Here is a 15,480-nt window from a genome sequence, read left to right on the forward strand (position 1 = left end):
GTATTCAGAAAGCCACAAGTGTGGCTGTGCCGGCGGCCATTTGGTGGGGACTTATGGAGTTATTTGCATGTTCAACCTTTTAGGAAGCGCCCGCAAGGGCGCACGAGCCGCTCTGGCGATTGTCGCGGCGGCTGCGTTATCGGCCTGTGACGTAGACCTGACACAAGTCGGGGGGGGTGGCGGAGGCGGTGCCAAGTCCGATGGCGGCGCCGTCAATGTCGCATTGCTGGTGCCTTACGGCTCTGCTTCCGCGGGCGACGACAGCCTTGCCCGCGCCATGGAGAATGCCGCGCGCCTGGCCATGGCCGATCTCGGCTCCGGCAAGATCAATCTGACCGTCTACAACACTGCCGGGCAGGCCGGCACCGCCGCGTCCGCCGCGAAGCAGGCCGTCGCAGCCGGTGCCGATGTGATCCTTGGCCCGCTCCGCTCCGACGCAGCGAATGCTGCCGCCGTTGCGGTGTCCGGATCGAACGTAAACATCATCTCGTTTTCCAACAATACATCCATTGCGGGCGGAAACCTTCTGGTTCTGGGCAACACCTATGACAACATCGCCTCCCGCCTGATGAGCTATGCCAGCGCCCAAGGCCGCAGCCGCGTGGTGGTGGTCTATCCACGCACCGCGGTGGGCCAGATTGCACGCTCGGCGGTCGTGAAAGCCTCTGCCGGGACAAATGTGCAGATCGTCGGCGACGGCTCGTTCGAGTTCAGCGAGCAGGGCATCATCTCCGCCGTGCCAGGCATCGCGCAGACGATCAAGGACTCCGGGGCCACGGCGGTTATGCTGACTTCCGACAGCACAGGCGCGTTGCCGTTGTTAGCGCAAATGCTGCCGGAAAACGGCGTGAGCCCCTCAGTGACCAAGTATATCGGACTGACCCGTTGGGATGTGCCGCCGCAGACACTTTCGCTGCCCGGCATTCAAGGCGGCTGGTTCGCCTTGCCTGACCCCGGTCCCGTGGCGCAGTTCAATGCCCGCTACCGCAGCGCGTATGGCGATTCCGCCCACCCGCTGGCGGGGCTGGCCTATGACGGCATCGCCGCCATCGGTGCGCTATCGGCCAAGAAGCTGGCGATGACCAAGGGCAACCTGACGCAATCCTCTGGCTTCAAGGGCGTGAACGGGGTATTCCGGTTCAGACCCGATGGCACGAACCAACGCGCCATGGCGGTCGCCCAAGTGACGAACAATCAGGTCCAGATCATTGATCCCGCTCCAAAATCCTTCGGCTTCGGCGGCTTCTGAGCCGCTGCTGCCCGACATCGAACCAAATGCGCCGGGCGATCTGATCTGTCCGGCGCATAAGATTCTGGACACCGAGGCTCTGCTGGCGACGCTCGACGCCAACGCGGCGTCGATCACCGACGCCAAGGAATTGCGGGCGGCGACGGTAGCCGCGCTGGCGGAGGTACAGGAAACCGGTCGTGCGATCATAGCCGATGCGTTCACGGAAAAGCCGTTGGCCGCGCGGCGGGTGTGCCGGTCCTACACCTATTTGACCGACGGCATGGTCAGGGCGGCCTTCCATGTCGCACGAAGCCACTTGCACCCCCTCTCCAATCCCACCGAGTCGGAACGGCTGGCGGTCATGGCGGTCGGGGGCTACGGGCGCGGGGAGATGGCGCCGTTCTCCGACGTAGACCTGTTGTTTCTGACGCCCTACAAAATCACCGCGTGGGCCGAGAGCGTCATCGAGTCGATGCTCTACATCCTGTGGGATCTGAAACTGAAGGTCGGCCATTCGGCACGCACCGTCAAAGACTGCCTGCGGCTCGGTCGTGAAGATTTCACCATCCGAACCGCCCTTCTGGAACACCGGCTGGTCGACGGCCACGCGCCTCTGGCCGAGGAACTCGACACCCAACTGTGGCAAAAGCTGTTCAAACGCACCGGCGCGGAATTCGTCGAAGCCAAGCTGGAGGAACGCGAGGAGCGCCTGAAAAAACATGGCGGCCAGCGGTATCTGGTCGAGCCGAACGTAAAGGAAGGCAAGGGCGGGCTGCGCGACCTGCAATCGCTTTATTGGATCGCCAAGTATGTGAAGCGGGTGAAAAAGGTCGACACGCTGGTACGCCTCAAGGTGTTCACGCAGGAGGAGCTGGACAACTTCCGCCTCGCCGACCGCTTTTTGTGGGCGACCCGCTGCCACATGCACCTGATCGCCAACCGCGCCTCCGAACAGCTGACATTCGACATTCAGGTCGAGGTGGCGCAGCGGATGGGCTACGAGGACAAGGGCGGGCGCCGTGCGGTGGAGCATTTCATGCAGGACTATTTCCGCCACGCCACCCGCGTGGGCGAGTTGACCCGCATCCTGCTGACCGATCTGGAAGCCCGCCACGTCAAGCAGGAGCCCGCCATCATCGGCTTCCTGCGCAACGCCCGCCGCAAAAAACTCAAGCCCGGCTTCAAACTGAAAAAGAACCGCATCGCGGTAGTCAACAAGCGCAACTTCCTGAAAGACCCGCGCAATCTGCTGCGCGTGTTCGAGGAGGCCTTGCGCACCGGCTATTTCATTCACCCCGACCTCATGCGCCTGATCGCGGCCAATCTGGACCTGATCCGCGGGCTGGAGGGCGACAAGGAGGCTGCCCGCATCTTCCTCGGCACGCTGCTCAAGCACGGAAATCCAGAACGCGCCTTGCGCCGGATGAACGAGCTGGGTGTGCTGGGGGCGTTCATCCCCGACTTCCAGACCATCGTGGCGATGATGCAGTTCAATATGTATCACAGCTACACGGTGGACGAGCATACGATCCAGACGATCTCCCACCTCGCGCAGATCGAGCGGGGCGAGTTGATCGAGGAACTTCCCGTGGCCTCTTCGATCCTGAAGCGAGGCGTGAACCGCAAGGTGCTCTACGTGGCCCTGCTGCTGCACGACATCGGCAAGGGTCGCGCAGAAGACCACTCGATCCTTGGCGCCAAAATGGCCCGCTACATCGCTCCGCGGTTGGGGCTGACTCGCGACGAATGCGAAACCGTCGAATGGCTGGTGCGCTATCACCTGTTGATGTCCGACATGGCTCAAAAGCGCGACATCGCGGACCCGCGCACCGTGCGCGACTTCGCCAAGGCGGTGAAGACGGTCAAGCGTCTGGACCTGCTCTGCGTGCTGACAGTCTGTGACATTCGCGGCGTCGGGCCGGACGTGTGGAACAACTGGAAGGCATCCTTGATCCGCGCCCTCTACCGCCAGACCAAACGCGGGCTGGAGGACGGGATGGAGGCGCTGAACCGTGAGGAACGCGGCTCGGGGGCCAAGAAGAACCTGCGCGCGGCGCTGCCCGATTGGGATAAAAAGGACCTGAACCGGGAACTCGCGCGGCATTATCCCCCCTATTGGCAGGGACTGCACGTCACCGCCCATGTCGACTTCGCAAATCTGCTGCGCGGCATCTCGACCGACGAGATCCGTGTCGAGTTGACGCTTGACGAAGACCGCGACGCCACCCGCGCCTGTTTCGCCATGGCCGACCACCCCGGCATTTTCGCCCGCATGTGCGGGGCACTGGCGCTGGTCGGCGCCAATGTCGTCGACGCGCGGACGTACACATCCAAGGACGGCTTCGCGACGGCGATCTTTTGGATTCAGGACGGCGACGGCCATCCCTATGACGTAAGCCGCCTGCCCCGCATGAAGTCGATGATCCACAAAACGCTCACGGGCGAGGTGCTACCCCGCGAGGCGCTGGCCCCACGCGACAAGATAAAGAAGCGCCACCGGCCCTTCGTGGTGCCAACTTCGGTGACCTTCGACAACGAAGGCTCAGAGATTTACACGATCATCGAAGTCGACACCCGCGATCGCCCCGGCCTGCTACATGACCTCAGCCGCACCTTGTCGGAATCGAACATCCAGATCGCATCAGCCGTGATCGCGACCTTCGGTGCGCAGGTGGTCGATACCTTTTACGTCAAGGACATGTTCGGGTTAAAACTCCATTCCCAGTCGAAACAGGCGGCAATCGAGCGCAAGCTGCGCGAGGCGATCACCCGCGGCTCGGAACGAGCGCGCGCATGAGCCAATCCAACCGCCTGATGCGCGGCTTCGCGACCGTCGGGGTGTGGACGCTGCTGTCGCGCATCCTTGGCTTCGTGCGCGACGTTCTGATCGCGGGTTTTCTGGGCGCGGGGCCGGTGGCCGAGGCGTTCCTGATTGCCTTCTCCCTGCCCAACATGTTCCGCCGCTTCTTCGCGGAAGGGGCGTTCAACATGGCTTTCGTGCCGATGTTCTCCAAGAAGCTGGAGGCGGGCGACGACCCCGAAACCTTCGCCCGTGACGCCTTCACGGGGCTGGGAACGCTGCTGATTTTCTTCACCGTGATCGCGCAGATCTTCATGCCCGCGCTGGTGTTGCTCATGGCGTCGGGATTTGTGGCGGACGAGCGGTTCGAACTGGCCACTCTCTTTGGCCGCATCGCCTTTCCCTACATCCTGTTCATATCGCTGGCCGCATTGCTATCCGGCGTCCTCAACGCCACAGGCCGCTTCGTGGCGGCGGCCGCAGCGCCGGTCTTGCTTAACGTGTTGTTCATCCTGTCTCTGACGGCCACGTGGGCGCTCGGTGCCGATATCGGTCTCGCCCTCGCCTGGACCGTGCCGCTCGCAGGCTTCGCGCAGCTGGCGCTGGTCTGGGTCGCCGCCTCCCGCGCCGGTTTCCGCCTGATCCCGCGCCGCCCCCGCCTGACACCCGAACTCAAACGCCTCGCCATCATCGCCGCCCCCGCCGCGCTGGCAGGCGGTGTGGTGCAGGTCAACCTGCTGGTGGGCCGCAACGTGGCCAGCTGGACCGAAGGTGCAATCGCGTGGGTGAACTACGCCGACCGCCTGTATCAACTGCCCTTGGGCGTCGTCGCCATCGCCATCGGCGTGGTGCTGTTGCCCGAATTGTCCCGCCGCTTGCAGGCAGACGACGTGGCAGGCGGGCAAGACGCGCTTAGCCGAGCGGGCGAGGTCGCGTTGGCCCTGACCGTGCCCTGTGCCGTCGCGCTTATGGTGATCCCCTCGCCTATGATCTCGGTTCTCTTCGAGCGAGGCCGCTTCACCGCCGAAGACACCGCCGCCACCGCGTTGGCCGTCGCGATCTACGGCATGGGGTTGCCCGCTTTCGTCCTGCAAAAGATCTTCCAACCCCTCTACTTCGCCCGCGAAGATACCAAGCGCCCCTTCTACTTCGCTGTGGTGTCCATGGTCATCAACGTCGTGGTCGCGGTGGGCCTATGGGCATGGCTCGACTACCTCGCCGCCGCGCTGGCAACCTCGCTGGCGGGATGGGGCATGGCGTGGCTGCTCTGGCACTACTCCCGCGGGTTCGGGCAAGCCGCCACCTTCGACGCCCGCTTCCGCACCCGCGCGCCGCGCATCATTGCGGCCTCCGTTTTGATGGGAGCGTTTCTCTACGCCGGAAACCTCGTGCTGCGCCCCCTCTTCGAGATGGGCGCATGGCGCTACCTGGCACTGGCAATTTTGCTGGTGTCGGGCGGCGTCTTCTACGCCTTCGCCGGTCGCCTTTTGGGCGCGTTCACCCCGTCCGATCTGAAGCGCAGTCTGAGACGCTAACGCTTGCGCAGTTTCGCCAGCACACGTCCCCAGCCGCCGGGACTGACCACAAAGGACAGCAGAAATCCGGCCACAAAACCCGCCACATCCGCGACCCAGTCATACCCGCCGCCGAACAACAGGCCGAAAACCAGTTGGAACAGCATAAGGAACCCGATCAGCGAAAACGCGCGCATTGAGTTCGCGCCAACGGCCGCGAGGTTGACCCATAACAGAAACGTAAACGCCCCGATCAGCCCGTAGGCCCCCGGATACGCCCCGAACAGCGGTTGCTGGGTGTCGGTGAGCAAAGCGTATACCAGCGCGGCCACAATCGAACTGACCATGAATACCGCAATGAATGACACGGCCGAGAACACCTCGCCCACCGCCTTGCCGATCGCCAGCACGATCACCACGGCAAAAGCCGCATGGGTAAAGCTGCCATGCACGAACGGATAGGTCACGAAGCGCTGCATATGCTCCAGCGGGAAATAGCTCTTCTCCAGCATCTGAGCCCAAATCGGGCCGAAGAACGCGTAATCCTCCAGCGCGCCCAGCCGCCAGCCCACGGCCCCTGCGCCGCCGACCAATCCGCTTTCACCGGCCTGGAAAATGATCTCGACCCCGGCAAGGATCGCCGCCAGGGCAATGACCACCGGCGGCAAGACGTTAAACGGGGAAGCGTCTGCGTTTTCGTTATACATGGGACCTGCTCTGGTTGACCTCTTGTTGGCCCATGGGTAAGCGACAGAGACCCATAAATCCAGACGGAGAAACAGACCATGGCAGACACCGCCTTCCAACCGCGAGTGTTCTCGGGCATCCAGCCATCCGGCGGCCTGACCCTTGGCAACTACCTTGGAGCATTGAAGCGCTTTGCCGACATGCAGGACGAGGGCAGTTTCGAGACAATCTACTGCATGGTGGATCTGCACGCGATCACCGTCTGGCAAGACCCCGAAACCCTGAAACGCAACACGCGGGAGCTATGCGCGGGCTTCATCGCCTCGGGTGTGGACCCCGAAAAGTCGATCCTGTTCAACCAAAGTCAGGTGCCCGAACACGCGCAACTGGCGTGGATTTTCAACACCGTCGCCCGCATGGGCTGGTTGAACCGCATGACGCAATTCAAGGACAAGGCAGGAAAGAACCGTGAAAACGCCTCCGTAGGCCTGTTTGCCTACCCGTCGCTGATGGCGGCTGACATCCTGATCTACCACGCGACGCATGTGCCGGTGGGCGACGACCAGAAACAGCATCTGGAACTGACCCGCGACATCGCCGCCAAGTTCAACCACGACTACGGTGTGGACTTCTTCCCGATTACCGAGCCTGTGATCGAAGGGGCCGCCACCCGCGTGATGTCCTTGCGTGACGGGTCCAAGAAGATGTCGAAGTCGGACCCGTCCGACATGAGCCGCATCAACATGACCGACGACGCCGACACTATCGCCGCCAAGCTACGTAAGGCCCGCACCGACCCTGACGCGCTGCCGTCCGAAGTCAAAGGGTTGGACGACCGCCCTGAAGCCCGCAACCTGATCAACATCTACGCGGCTTTCGCCGACATGACGCCCGAGCAGGTTTTGAAGGACGTCGGCGGCAAGCAGTTTTCCGAGTTCAAACCGATGCTGGCGGAACTGGCGGTATCCAAGCTGTCGCCCATCTCCTCAGAGATGTCGCGGTTGATGCAGGATCAGGACGAGATCGACAAAATCCTGCGCCGCGGTGCCGAGCGCGCCCGCGAGATCACGGAGCCGATCCTTGCCAAGACCTACGACATCGTCGGGATGGTGCGGTAGCGGCCTTGCAAAAAGGTCTGGACGCCTGACCTAACGCGTCCTAGCCTGCCCTAGCTTTTCGGGAGGAACATCATGGCGACCGGCATCAACATCCGCACATATTTCAACGGCACGTGGCACGCGGGCGACGTGCCCGTCATGCGGGCGGCGGATCATGGCATGTGGCTTGGCACCTCGGTATTCGACGGGGCGCGGTATTTCGAGGGTGTATCGCCTGACCTCTTTGCACATTGCGAGCGCGTCAACCGCTCCGCCAAGGCGCTAATGATCACGCCGACCCATACCGCAGAGCAGATGGTCGAGATTGTTCAAGAGGGCCTCGCCGCCTACCCCAAAACCGCCGCCGTCTACATTCGCCCGATGTATTGGGCCATCACAGGCGACGAGTTGGGCATCGTTCCCAAACCCGACGAGACAGGTTTTGCGATTTGCCTCGAAGAAATCCCCATGGCCCCGCAGGGTGCCGCGACCACCCTGACCACGACGCAATTCTGCCGCCCGACCCTGTCGTCGAGCGTGGTCAACGCCAAGGCGGGCTGTCTCTATCCGAACAACGCCCGCATGCTATCCGAGGCCCGCGCCAAGGGTTTCGGCAATGCGCTGGTGGCCGACGCCTTGGGCAATGTGGCCGAGACCGCCACGGCCAACGTCTTCATGGTGCGCGACGGCGAGATCTTCACCCCCGTGCCAAACGGCACCTTCCTCGCCGGCATCACCCGCGCGCGGCACATATCGAACCTCGCCAAGGACGGCACCAAGGTGCATGAAACCGTCCTGAGCTTTCAGGACTTCCGCGAAGCCGACGAGGTCTTCCTGTCCGGCAACATGATGAAAGTCACGCCGGTCAAGGAATTCGACGGCACGCATTATCAGTCCGGCCCTGTCACCAAGAAAGTCCGCGAGATGTATTGGGACTGGGCACTGTCCGAATGACGCTAAAGCATGTGTTGCGCGACGCCTGCGCTTGCAGCATGATCTGCACCGTGGAGGGCCTTGGCCATGCGTAAGTTTCTTGTCGTGCTTGATGACAGCCGCGAATGTCTGAACGCGATGCGGTTCGCCGCGATGCGCGCGGCCCGCACAGGTGGCGGCGTGGAAATTCTGGCGGTCATCCCCCCCGACGAGTTCAATCACTGGGTCGGAGTCGGAGAAATCATGCGCCAGGAGGCCCGCGACCGTATCGAGGCGCATTTCGAGGTATTTGCCAAATGGATGCGCGACAAGCAGGGGATCGATCCCGAACTGGTCATTCGCGAAGGCGAGCCTGTGCCGGAAATTCTGGCACAGGTGAAGGAAGACCCCGACGTGGGTGTTCTGGTGCTGGGTGCCGGAACCGGCAACAAGGGCCCCGGCCCGCTGGTGACCGAGTTGACCCGTCGCTCCGGCACGTTGCCGATCCCGGTCACAATTGTGCCGGGCGAGATGACGAAAGAGCAGCTGGAGGCGGTGAGCTAGACGCCGCCCAGCCACTTTAGAATAATTCCAAACTATTGACTTCGCAGCGCCGGAGTCTCATATCTAGTTCATCATCAAAGAGGCTGCCCCCATGTTCATCCAGACCGAATCCACACCCAACCCGGCGACGCTGAAATTCCTGCCCGGCCAGACCGTGCTGGAAACCGGCACGGCGGACTTCCCGTCTGCGGACACCGCAGGCAAATCACCGCTCGCCAGCCGCATCTTTGCGGTGGACGGCGTGACCGGCGTGTTTCTTGGCAACGATTTCGTCACCGTGACCAAAGCGGACGCGACGGAATGGGACCATGTCAAACCCGCCATCCTTGGCGCGGTGATGGAGCATTTCCAGTCCGGCCAGCCTGCCCTAGAGGGCGACACAGATGCCTCTGGCGGCCATGCGGAGCATACCGGCGAAGACGGTGCCATCGTGGACCAGATCAAGGAGTTGCTCGACACTCGTGTGCGTCCTGCTGTGGCGCAGGACGGTGGTGACATCACGTTCCACGGGTTCGAGCGTGGCGTGGTCTACCTGCATATGCAAGGCGCCTGTGCCGGTTGCCCCTCGTCTACACTGACGCTGAAAATGGGCATCGAGAACCTGCTGCGCCACTACATCCCCGAAGTGGTTGAGGTTCGCCCCGTCGCGGCCTAAAGCAGGCCATGGCTGACCAACTGACACTGGCATTCGACACATCGGCCGCGCATTGCGCGGCCGCTTTGCTGTTGGGAGACACCATTTTGGCTTCCCGCGTCGAGGAGATGCAGAAAGGTCAGGCCGAACGGCTCATGCCACTGCTGGAGGAGGTGCTGGCGGAGGCTGGCAGGACGTGGCGCGACCTTGATCGCATCGGCGTCGGCATCGGGCCAGGCAACTTCACCGGCATTCGCATTTCCGTCAGTGCGGCGCGCGGGTTGGCGCTGTCCCTGGGCATTCCGGCCATTGGCGTAAGTGCATTGGAGGCGATGGCGTTCACGCCAGCGCAGCAAGGCCAGACGCTCGCTGTGTTGGATGCCCGTCAGGGCAATCTCTACGCGCAGACCTTTGCCAAGGATGGGCAAGCACTAGACGCCCCCGCCCTGTGCGCGAGCGATGATATTCCGGCCGATGCCCCGCGGGGAACCTTGCAGGTCGTCGGCCATGAGGCTCCGACCTTGGCCGCGCGGCTTGGTGCGCAGGCAGTCATCACAAGCGGAGGCGATATCGTCGAAGCGATCGCCCGCATCGCTGCCAACCGCGAGGCCGACGGTATCCGCCCCGCGCCACTTTACCTGCGACCCGCTGATGCGGCACCACCCAAAGACCCTGCCCCGGTCATTCTATGACCCCCGACGAACTGGCCGCCCTGCATGAGAAATGCTTCGACATCCCCCGCCCGTGGTCCTCGTCCGAGTTCACCGAGCTTCAACGCAACGCCTTCGTCCTGACAGCGCCGCATGGCTTCCTGATGGGTCGCGTGACGGCAGATGAGGCAGAGCTGCTGACCCTCGCCGTCGACCCTGCCGCCCTGCGGCAAGGCACGGGCCGCAGTTTGGTTGAGGCCTTCAAAACCCGCGCTGCACAAGACGGCGCGGTGACGGCTTTTCTTGAAGTGGCCGCCGACAATGCCGCTGCGATCAGCCTTTATAACGCCACTGGCTTCAGTGGCGCGGGTATCCGGCGAGGCTACTACCGACGCCCCGATGGCACGGGGATCGACGCTTTGGTGATGCGCTGCGAGCTTGTCCCCCGCTAACCTTGCGTAAGCGCCTGAAATCACGCCATTTGCCGGAAAATCTGTTAAGAATCGGTTGACCCCTCGGCTAGGGTCGGGCGTTAATATGCGATGATCTGCGGGCGAGCCTCGCCCGATCACTGCTATAGGCAACCGGGGGGACGGCCCCGGGCTAACAAAAACATCTGGGAGACCACCATGACCATCATGCAAAAATTCCTCGGCGCGTCCGCCGCTATCGCCTTGAGCGCTGGTGCGGCTTTGGCCGATCCGGCGATCATTTTCGATCTGGGCGGCAAGTTCGACAAATCCTTCAACGAAGCGGCCTACAATGGCGCGACCCGTTGGGCCGAAGAAACCGGCAACTCCTTCGCAGAGGTCGAATTGCAATCCGACGCACAACGCGAGCAGGCCTTGCGCCGCTTTGCGGAAGCAGGTTCAAACCCGATCGTGATGGCCGGCTTTGCCTTCGGCAACGCTCTGGGTGAGGTCGCTGGCGACTATCCCGACACGTCGTTCGTAATCATCGACATGGTCGTTGACGCGCCTAACGTGCGCTCGGTGGTGTTCAACGAGCATGAAGGCTCCTACCTTGTTGGCTACATGGCGGCGCAAACGTCCAAGACCAACACCGTCGGCTTCATCGGCGGCATGGACATCCCGCTGATCCGTAAATTTGCCTGCGGCTATGCCCAAGGCGCGAAAGCGGCAAACCCCGACACCACGGTGATTTCCAACATGACCGGCACAACGGGTGCTGCATGGAACGATCCGGTGAAAGGTGGCGAGTTGACCCGCGCGCAGATCAGCCAAGGCGCTGACGTGGTTTATGCAGCAGCGGGTGGCACCGGTATCGGCGTCCTGCAAACTGCCGCTGACGAGGGCATCCTTTCCATCGGCGTCGACAGCAACCAGAATTACCTGCACCCCGGCAAGGTCCTGACCTCCATGCAAAAGCGTGTGGACAACGCCGTTTACAACGCGATGATGGACGGCCCCGGTCTGGAAACCGGTCTTCTGGTCATGGGGCTGGGCAACGATGGCGTGGGCTATACCCTTGACGAGCACAACGAGGCGCTGATCTCCGACGAGATGAAAGCAACCGTTGACGCAGTGGCTGAAAAAATCGTCGCGGGCGAAATCGAAGTCCACGACTACATGTCCGACGAAACCTGCCCTTCGCTGACATTCTAAACTGACAGGCAGGGCCGCCCTATTCGGGGGCGGCCCTTTGCCGTTTTTGGGGGGACAGGGCATGAGCGAACCGGCAATTGAGCTAAAGGGCATCTCGAAGGCTTTCGGGCCTGTGCAAGCCAACAAGGACATCTCCATCCGCGTGATGCCCGGCACGATCCACGGGATCATCGGGGAGAACGGCGCGGGGAAGTCCACGCTGATGTCAATCCTCTACGGCTTTTACAAAGCCGACAAAGGCGAGATTTACATCGCAGGCACGAAGACCTCCATTCCGGACAGCCAAGCTGCGATTGCGGCGGGTATCGGCATGGTGTTCCAACACTTCAAACTGGTCCAGAACTTCACCGTTCTGGAAAACGTCATTCTGGGCGCCGAGGATGGCGCGTTGCTTGGCCCGTCGCTGACCAAAGCCCGCAAGGAACTGACTGCGCTGGCCGCCGAATACGAGCTGAACGTCGACCCCGATGCGGTCATCCAGGATATAGGCGTGGGGATGCAGCAGCGGGTGGAAATCCTCAAAGCGCTGTACCGGCAGGCCGATATTCTGATCCTTGACGAGCCTACAGGCGTGCTGACCCCCGCCGAGGCCGATCAGCTGTTCCGCATTCTGCACCGGCTGAAGGATGAGGGCAAAACCATCATCCTGATCACCCACAAGCTGCGCGAGATCATGGAGGCGACGGACACCGTGTCCGTCATGCGGCGCGGCGAGATGACCGCGACGGTCAAGACATCCGAGACCTCGCCGGAACATCTGGCGGAGCTTATGGTGGGCCGCAAGGTGCTGCTGCGCGTGGACAAAAAGCCGGCCCAGCCGGGCGAAAAGGTGCTGGAGGTCGAGAACCTCAAAGTGGTCGACAGCAAGGGCGTTGTGCGGGTGAAAGGTATCTCCTTCGAGGTGCGCGCGGGCGAAATCCTCGGCATCGCTGGCGTCGCAGGCAACGGCCAGTCGGAGCTGTTGGAAGTGCTGGGCGGGATGCGCACCGGCACCGGCACCATTCGCGTCAACGGTCAGGAGATTGACCTGAGCGGCAAGCATTCCGACGCGCGGTCGCGCCGCGAACGCGGCATTGCCCATGTGCCGGAGGACCGGCAGCGCGAAGGTCTGATCATGGACTTCAAGGCGTGGGAAAACATCGCCTTCGGCTATCACGACGACGTGAAATACCAGTCGGGCCTGTTGATGAACAACACCGCCATCCGCAAAGACGCGGAGGGCAAGATCGAACGCTTCGACGTGCGGCCTGCGAATTGCGATCTGGAGGCCAAGAGCTTTTCCGGCGGCAATCAGCAAAAGATCGTGCTGGCCCGCGAGATCGAGCGCGATCCCGACTTGCTTTTGGTCGGCCAGCCAACGCGCGGCGTCGACATCGGGGCCATTGAGTTCATCCACCAACAAATCGTCGCCCTGCGCGACAAGGGCAAGGCGATCCTGCTGGTCTCGGTCGAGTTGGAGGAAATCCTGTCCCTGTCGGACCGCGTGGCGGTGATCTTCGACGGGCAGTTGATGGGCGAACGCCTGCCCGCAGAGACGGACGAGAAAGAGCTGGGCTTGATGATGGCGGGCATGACAAGCGAGCCGGACGGCCCTGTCCATAAGGCGGTCGAGGCCCAGCTTGCCCACGTACACGGAAAGGCCCCCTGATGGAGCAATTACCAAAATGGGCCGACCTTGTCGTCGTGCCGCTTGTGGGGCTGATCATGGCCTTCGTGTTGTCCATGCTGATGGTTCTGGTCACCGGCCATGACCCGATTCAAGCGCTGAAACTGATGGTGTCCGGTGCGCTCGGGTCAACCTATGGCTGGGGCTACACGCTCTATTACGCCACCAACTTCATCTTCACGGGGTTGGCCGTGGCTGTGGCCTTTCATGCGTCGCTGTTCAACATCGGTGGCGAGGGTCAAGCCGCCATCGGTGGGCTTGGCGTGGCGCTCGTGTGCCTGTTCATCCCGTGGCCACATTGGACGATTGCGCTGCTGGCAGCATCCGCCTCGGCGGCGGTTTTCGGGGCGCTATGGGCGCTGATCCCAGCCTATCTACAAGCCAAACGCGGCAGCCATATCGTGATCACGACGATCATGTTCAACTTCATTGCAGCGTCCTTGCTAAACTATGTGCTGGTCAACCAACTACGCCCCAGAGGCTCCATGGACCCTGCCACCGCCAAATTTCCGGAGGCTACGCATTTGCCCTCCCTCGGTGACATGCTGGGCGCGGTGGGTATTCCGTTCGCCAAGGGGACGCCTGCCAATGTCTCGTTGTTCGTGGCGCTGGCGGCCTGCGTGTTCGTCTACTATCTGATCTGGCGCACGCGGCTGGGCTACCAGTTGCGCGCATTCGGGAAGTCGCAACCTGCGGCGGTCTATGCTGGGATCAATCCCGTGAAAATCACCATCATCACCATGATGATTTCCGGCGCTCTGGCCGGACTTATGGCGATCAACAACGTCATGGGCGAGGCAGAGCGGCTGATCCTCGGCTCGGTCGAAGGCGCGGGGTTTATCGGCATCGCTGTGGCCCTTATGGGCCGCTCGCATCCCATCGGTATCCTGTTCGCGGCGCTATTGTTCGGGGCACTTTATCAAGGCGGGGCGGAGCTGGGGCTTTGGACCTCGATCCCGCGTGAGCTGGTGATCGTCATTCAGGCGCTGGTCATCCTGTTCACAGGGGCGCTGGACAACATGGTGCGCCTGATGGTGGCGAAGGTCCTGATACGACCCAAGCGGGCGGAGGCGTAGCGATGGAGTATCTGACGGTTCTGCAAATCCTCGATAGCGGCCTGCGCCTTGCCACGCCGCTATTGTTCGCCTGCCTCGCGGGGCTGTTTTCGGAGCGGGCGGGGATTTTCGACATCGGGCTCGAGGGCAAGATGCTGATCTCTGCTTTCTTCTCGGCCGCGACCGCTTTTTCGACCGGCTCTGTCTGGTTAGGACTGCTGGCAGGCATCGCGTCGTCCCTGGTGCTATCAGGCATCCACGGACTGGCCTCGATCACCTTCCGCGGCAACCAGTTGATATCGGGTGTGGCGATCAACTTTCTGGCGTCGGGCCTGACAGTGCTGATCGGGCTGAGCTGGTTCAAGCTGGGCGGGCAGACCCCTGCGCTGCAAGGCAACGCACGCTTTCAAAGCATCGACCTGCCGCTGGCTGACAGCCTGTCAGGCGTCCCTATCCTAGGCCCGCTTTATTCAGAGGTTCTGTCGGGCCACACCTTCCTAGTCTATATCGCGCTGCTTTGCGTGCCTTTGACGTGGTACATCCTGTTCCGAACCCGCTTCGGTTTGCGCCTGCGCGCCGTTGGCGAAAACCCCGCCGCCGTAGACACCGCCGGCGTTTCGGTGGTCGGTCTGCGCTACGCGGCTGTTGCGATCTGCGGCGTGCTCTGCGGCTTGGCAGGGGCCTATCTGGCGACGGGCTTGGGTGCGAGCTTTGTAAAGGAAATGACCGCGGGGCGCGGGTTCATCGCGCTGGCTGCGTTGATCTTCGCCAAATGGCGTCCGTGGTATGCGCTTTACGCGACCATGCTGTTCGGCCTGCTAGAGGCCATTTCCAATCGCTACCCAAGCCTCGACCTCGGCATCGTCACGCTGCCCTCGCAATTCATGCAGGCCCTGCCCTACATTCTGACGGTGGTGATCCTTGCGGGCTTCGTGGGTAAGGCCACGCCACCACGCGCGGGCGGGGAGCCCTATGTAAAAGAGCGATAAGCTGGGTAGGGAGTCCCATTTTCGCGCTTGGCGGGGTAAGTTGAACAGTATTGTGA

General features: G+C 62.2%; 14 protein-coding genes. 13 read left to right on the forward strand and 1 reads right to left on the reverse strand.

Annotation, left to right across the window (positions count from 1 at the left end; genetic code table 11):
* The first annotated feature begins 67 nt into the window (after nucleotides 1-67).
* The 3 genes from THALAR_RS08130 to murJ are packed head-to-tail and all read left to right on the forward strand — an operon-like array spanning nucleotide 68 to nucleotide 5,566.
* Nucleotides 68-1,249, forward strand: a complete 1,182-nt coding sequence (locus THALAR_RS08130) for a penicillin-binding protein activator (RefSeq protein ID WP_021101045.1) — start codon at nucleotides 68-70, stop codon at nucleotides 1,247-1,249.
* The gene (locus THALAR_RS08135; RefSeq protein ID WP_021101046.1) at nucleotides 1,209-4,028 is read left to right on the forward strand and encodes a [protein-PII] uridylyltransferase; all 2,820 of its coding nucleotides are present in this window, start codon (nucleotides 1,209-1,211) and stop codon (nucleotides 4,026-4,028) included. The genes THALAR_RS08130 and THALAR_RS08135 overlap by 41 nt, the downstream gene beginning before the upstream one ends.
* The gene (gene murJ, locus THALAR_RS08140) at nucleotides 4,025-5,566 is read left to right on the forward strand and encodes a murein biosynthesis integral membrane protein MurJ (protein WP_021101047.1); all 1,542 of its coding nucleotides are present in this window, start codon (nucleotides 4,025-4,027) and stop codon (nucleotides 5,564-5,566) included. Before THALAR_RS08135 ends, murJ begins: the two co-directional genes overlap by 4 nt.
* Here murJ and THALAR_RS08145 read toward each other — a convergent pair.
* Nucleotides 5,563-6,252 (reverse strand): rhomboid family intramembrane serine protease, encoded by a 690-nt coding sequence (locus THALAR_RS08145; protein WP_021101048.1) that lies wholly within the window; start codon nucleotides 6,250-6,252, stop codon nucleotides 5,563-5,565. The genes murJ and THALAR_RS08145 overlap by 4 nt on opposite strands.
* A gap of 78 nt (nucleotides 6,253-6,330) precedes the next feature.
* On the opposite strand from THALAR_RS08145, the gene trpS reads away from it, so the two are divergent.
* The 10 genes from trpS to THALAR_RS08195 all read left to right on the forward strand — a co-directional run bounded on the left by trpS (nucleotide 6,331) and on the right by THALAR_RS08195 (nucleotide 15,424).
* Nucleotides 6,331-7,350, forward strand: coding sequence for a tryptophan--tRNA ligase (gene trpS, locus THALAR_RS08150; protein WP_021101049.1), 1,020 nt, complete (start codon nucleotides 6,331-6,333; stop codon nucleotides 7,348-7,350).
* Nucleotides 7,351-7,422: 72 nt separating this feature from the next.
* Entirely contained in the window at nucleotides 7,423-8,283 is an 861-nt protein-coding gene (locus THALAR_RS08155) for a branched-chain amino acid aminotransferase (protein WP_021101050.1), read from the forward strand.
* Nucleotides 8,284-8,349: 66 nt separating this feature from the next.
* Nucleotides 8,350-8,805 (forward strand): universal stress protein, encoded by a 456-nt coding sequence (locus tag THALAR_RS08160; protein WP_021101051.1) that lies wholly within the window; start codon nucleotides 8,350-8,352, stop codon nucleotides 8,803-8,805.
* A 91-nt stretch (nucleotides 8,806-8,896) separates the two neighbouring features.
* Nucleotides 8,897-9,460, forward strand: coding sequence for a NifU family protein (locus THALAR_RS08165; protein ID WP_021101052.1), 564 nt, complete (start codon nucleotides 8,897-8,899; stop codon nucleotides 9,458-9,460).
* 8 nt (nucleotides 9,461-9,468) lie between these two features.
* Nucleotides 9,469-10,131, forward strand: coding sequence for a tRNA (adenosine(37)-N6)-threonylcarbamoyltransferase complex dimerization subunit type 1 TsaB (gene tsaB / locus THALAR_RS08170; protein WP_021101053.1), 663 nt, complete (start codon nucleotides 9,469-9,471; stop codon nucleotides 10,129-10,131).
* On the forward strand, nucleotides 10,128-10,541 hold the full coding sequence (locus THALAR_RS08175; protein WP_021101054.1) for a GNAT family N-acetyltransferase: 414 nt from the start codon (nucleotides 10,128-10,130) through the stop codon (nucleotides 10,539-10,541). The genes tsaB and THALAR_RS08175 overlap by 4 nt, the downstream gene beginning before the upstream one ends.
* A gap of 177 nt (nucleotides 10,542-10,718) precedes the next feature.
* On the forward strand, nucleotides 10,719-11,714 hold the full coding sequence (locus tag THALAR_RS08180) for a BMP family lipoprotein (RefSeq protein ID WP_021101055.1): 996 nt from the start codon (nucleotides 10,719-10,721) through the stop codon (nucleotides 11,712-11,714).
* A 61-nt stretch (nucleotides 11,715-11,775) separates the two neighbouring features.
* Complete coding sequence (locus tag THALAR_RS08185; RefSeq protein WP_040818109.1) at nucleotides 11,776-13,362, forward strand: ABC transporter ATP-binding protein; 1,587 nt, start codon at nucleotides 11,776-11,778, stop codon at nucleotides 13,360-13,362.
* Nucleotides 13,362-14,456 (forward strand): ABC transporter permease, encoded by a 1,095-nt coding sequence (locus THALAR_RS08190; RefSeq protein WP_021101057.1) that lies wholly within the window; start codon nucleotides 13,362-13,364, stop codon nucleotides 14,454-14,456. Before THALAR_RS08185 ends, THALAR_RS08190 begins: the two co-directional genes overlap by 1 nt.
* Before the next feature lie 2 nt (nucleotides 14,457-14,458).
* Nucleotides 14,459-15,424, forward strand: a complete 966-nt coding sequence (locus tag THALAR_RS08195; RefSeq protein WP_021101058.1) for an ABC transporter permease — start codon at nucleotides 14,459-14,461, stop codon at nucleotides 15,422-15,424.
* The last annotated feature ends 56 nt before the right edge of the window (nucleotides 15,425-15,480 follow it).

The sequence above is a fragment of the Litoreibacter arenae DSM 19593 genome, assembly GCF_000442275.2.
Taxonomy (GTDB): domain Bacteria; phylum Pseudomonadota; class Alphaproteobacteria; order Rhodobacterales; family Rhodobacteraceae; genus Litoreibacter; species Litoreibacter arenae.

Excerpts from the sequence above, each read along its gene's own strand:
- THALAR_RS08165 (WP_021101052.1), top strand. The coding sequence starts at position 8,897 with ATGTTCATCCAGACCGAATCCACACCCAACCCGGCGACGCTGAAATTC.
- THALAR_RS08175 (WP_021101054.1), top strand. The coding sequence starts at position 10,128 with ATGACCCCCGACGAACTGGCCGCCCTGCATGAGAAATGCTTCGACATC.
- THALAR_RS08195 (WP_021101058.1), top strand. The coding sequence starts at position 14,459 with ATGGAGTATCTGACGGTTCTGCAAATCCTCGATAGCGGCCTGCGCCTT.
- THALAR_RS08180 (WP_021101055.1), top strand. The coding sequence starts at position 10,719 with ATGACCATCATGCAAAAATTCCTCGGCGCGTCCGCCGCTATCGCCTTG.
- THALAR_RS08185 (WP_040818109.1), top strand. The coding sequence starts at position 11,776 with ATGAGCGAACCGGCAATTGAGCTAAAGGGCATCTCGAAGGCTTTCGGG.
- trpS (WP_021101049.1), top strand. The coding sequence starts at position 6,331 with ATGGCAGACACCGCCTTCCAACCGCGAGTGTTCTCGGGCATCCAGCCA.
- murJ (WP_021101047.1), top strand. The coding sequence starts at position 4,025 with ATGAGCCAATCCAACCGCCTGATGCGCGGCTTCGCGACCGTCGGGGTG.
- THALAR_RS08160 (WP_021101051.1), top strand. The coding sequence starts at position 8,350 with ATGCGTAAGTTTCTTGTCGTGCTTGATGACAGCCGCGAATGTCTGAAC.
- tsaB (WP_021101053.1), top strand. The coding sequence starts at position 9,469 with ATGGCTGACCAACTGACACTGGCATTCGACACATCGGCCGCGCATTGC.
- THALAR_RS08145 (WP_021101048.1), bottom strand. The coding sequence starts at position 6,252 with ATGTATAACGAAAACGCAGACGCTTCCCCGTTTAACGTCTTGCCGCCG.
- THALAR_RS08130 (WP_021101045.1), top strand. The coding sequence starts at position 68 with ATGTTCAACCTTTTAGGAAGCGCCCGCAAGGGCGCACGAGCCGCTCTG.
- THALAR_RS08190 (WP_021101057.1), top strand. The coding sequence starts at position 13,362 with ATGGAGCAATTACCAAAATGGGCCGACCTTGTCGTCGTGCCGCTTGTG.
- THALAR_RS08155 (WP_021101050.1), top strand. The coding sequence starts at position 7,423 with ATGGCGACCGGCATCAACATCCGCACATATTTCAACGGCACGTGGCAC.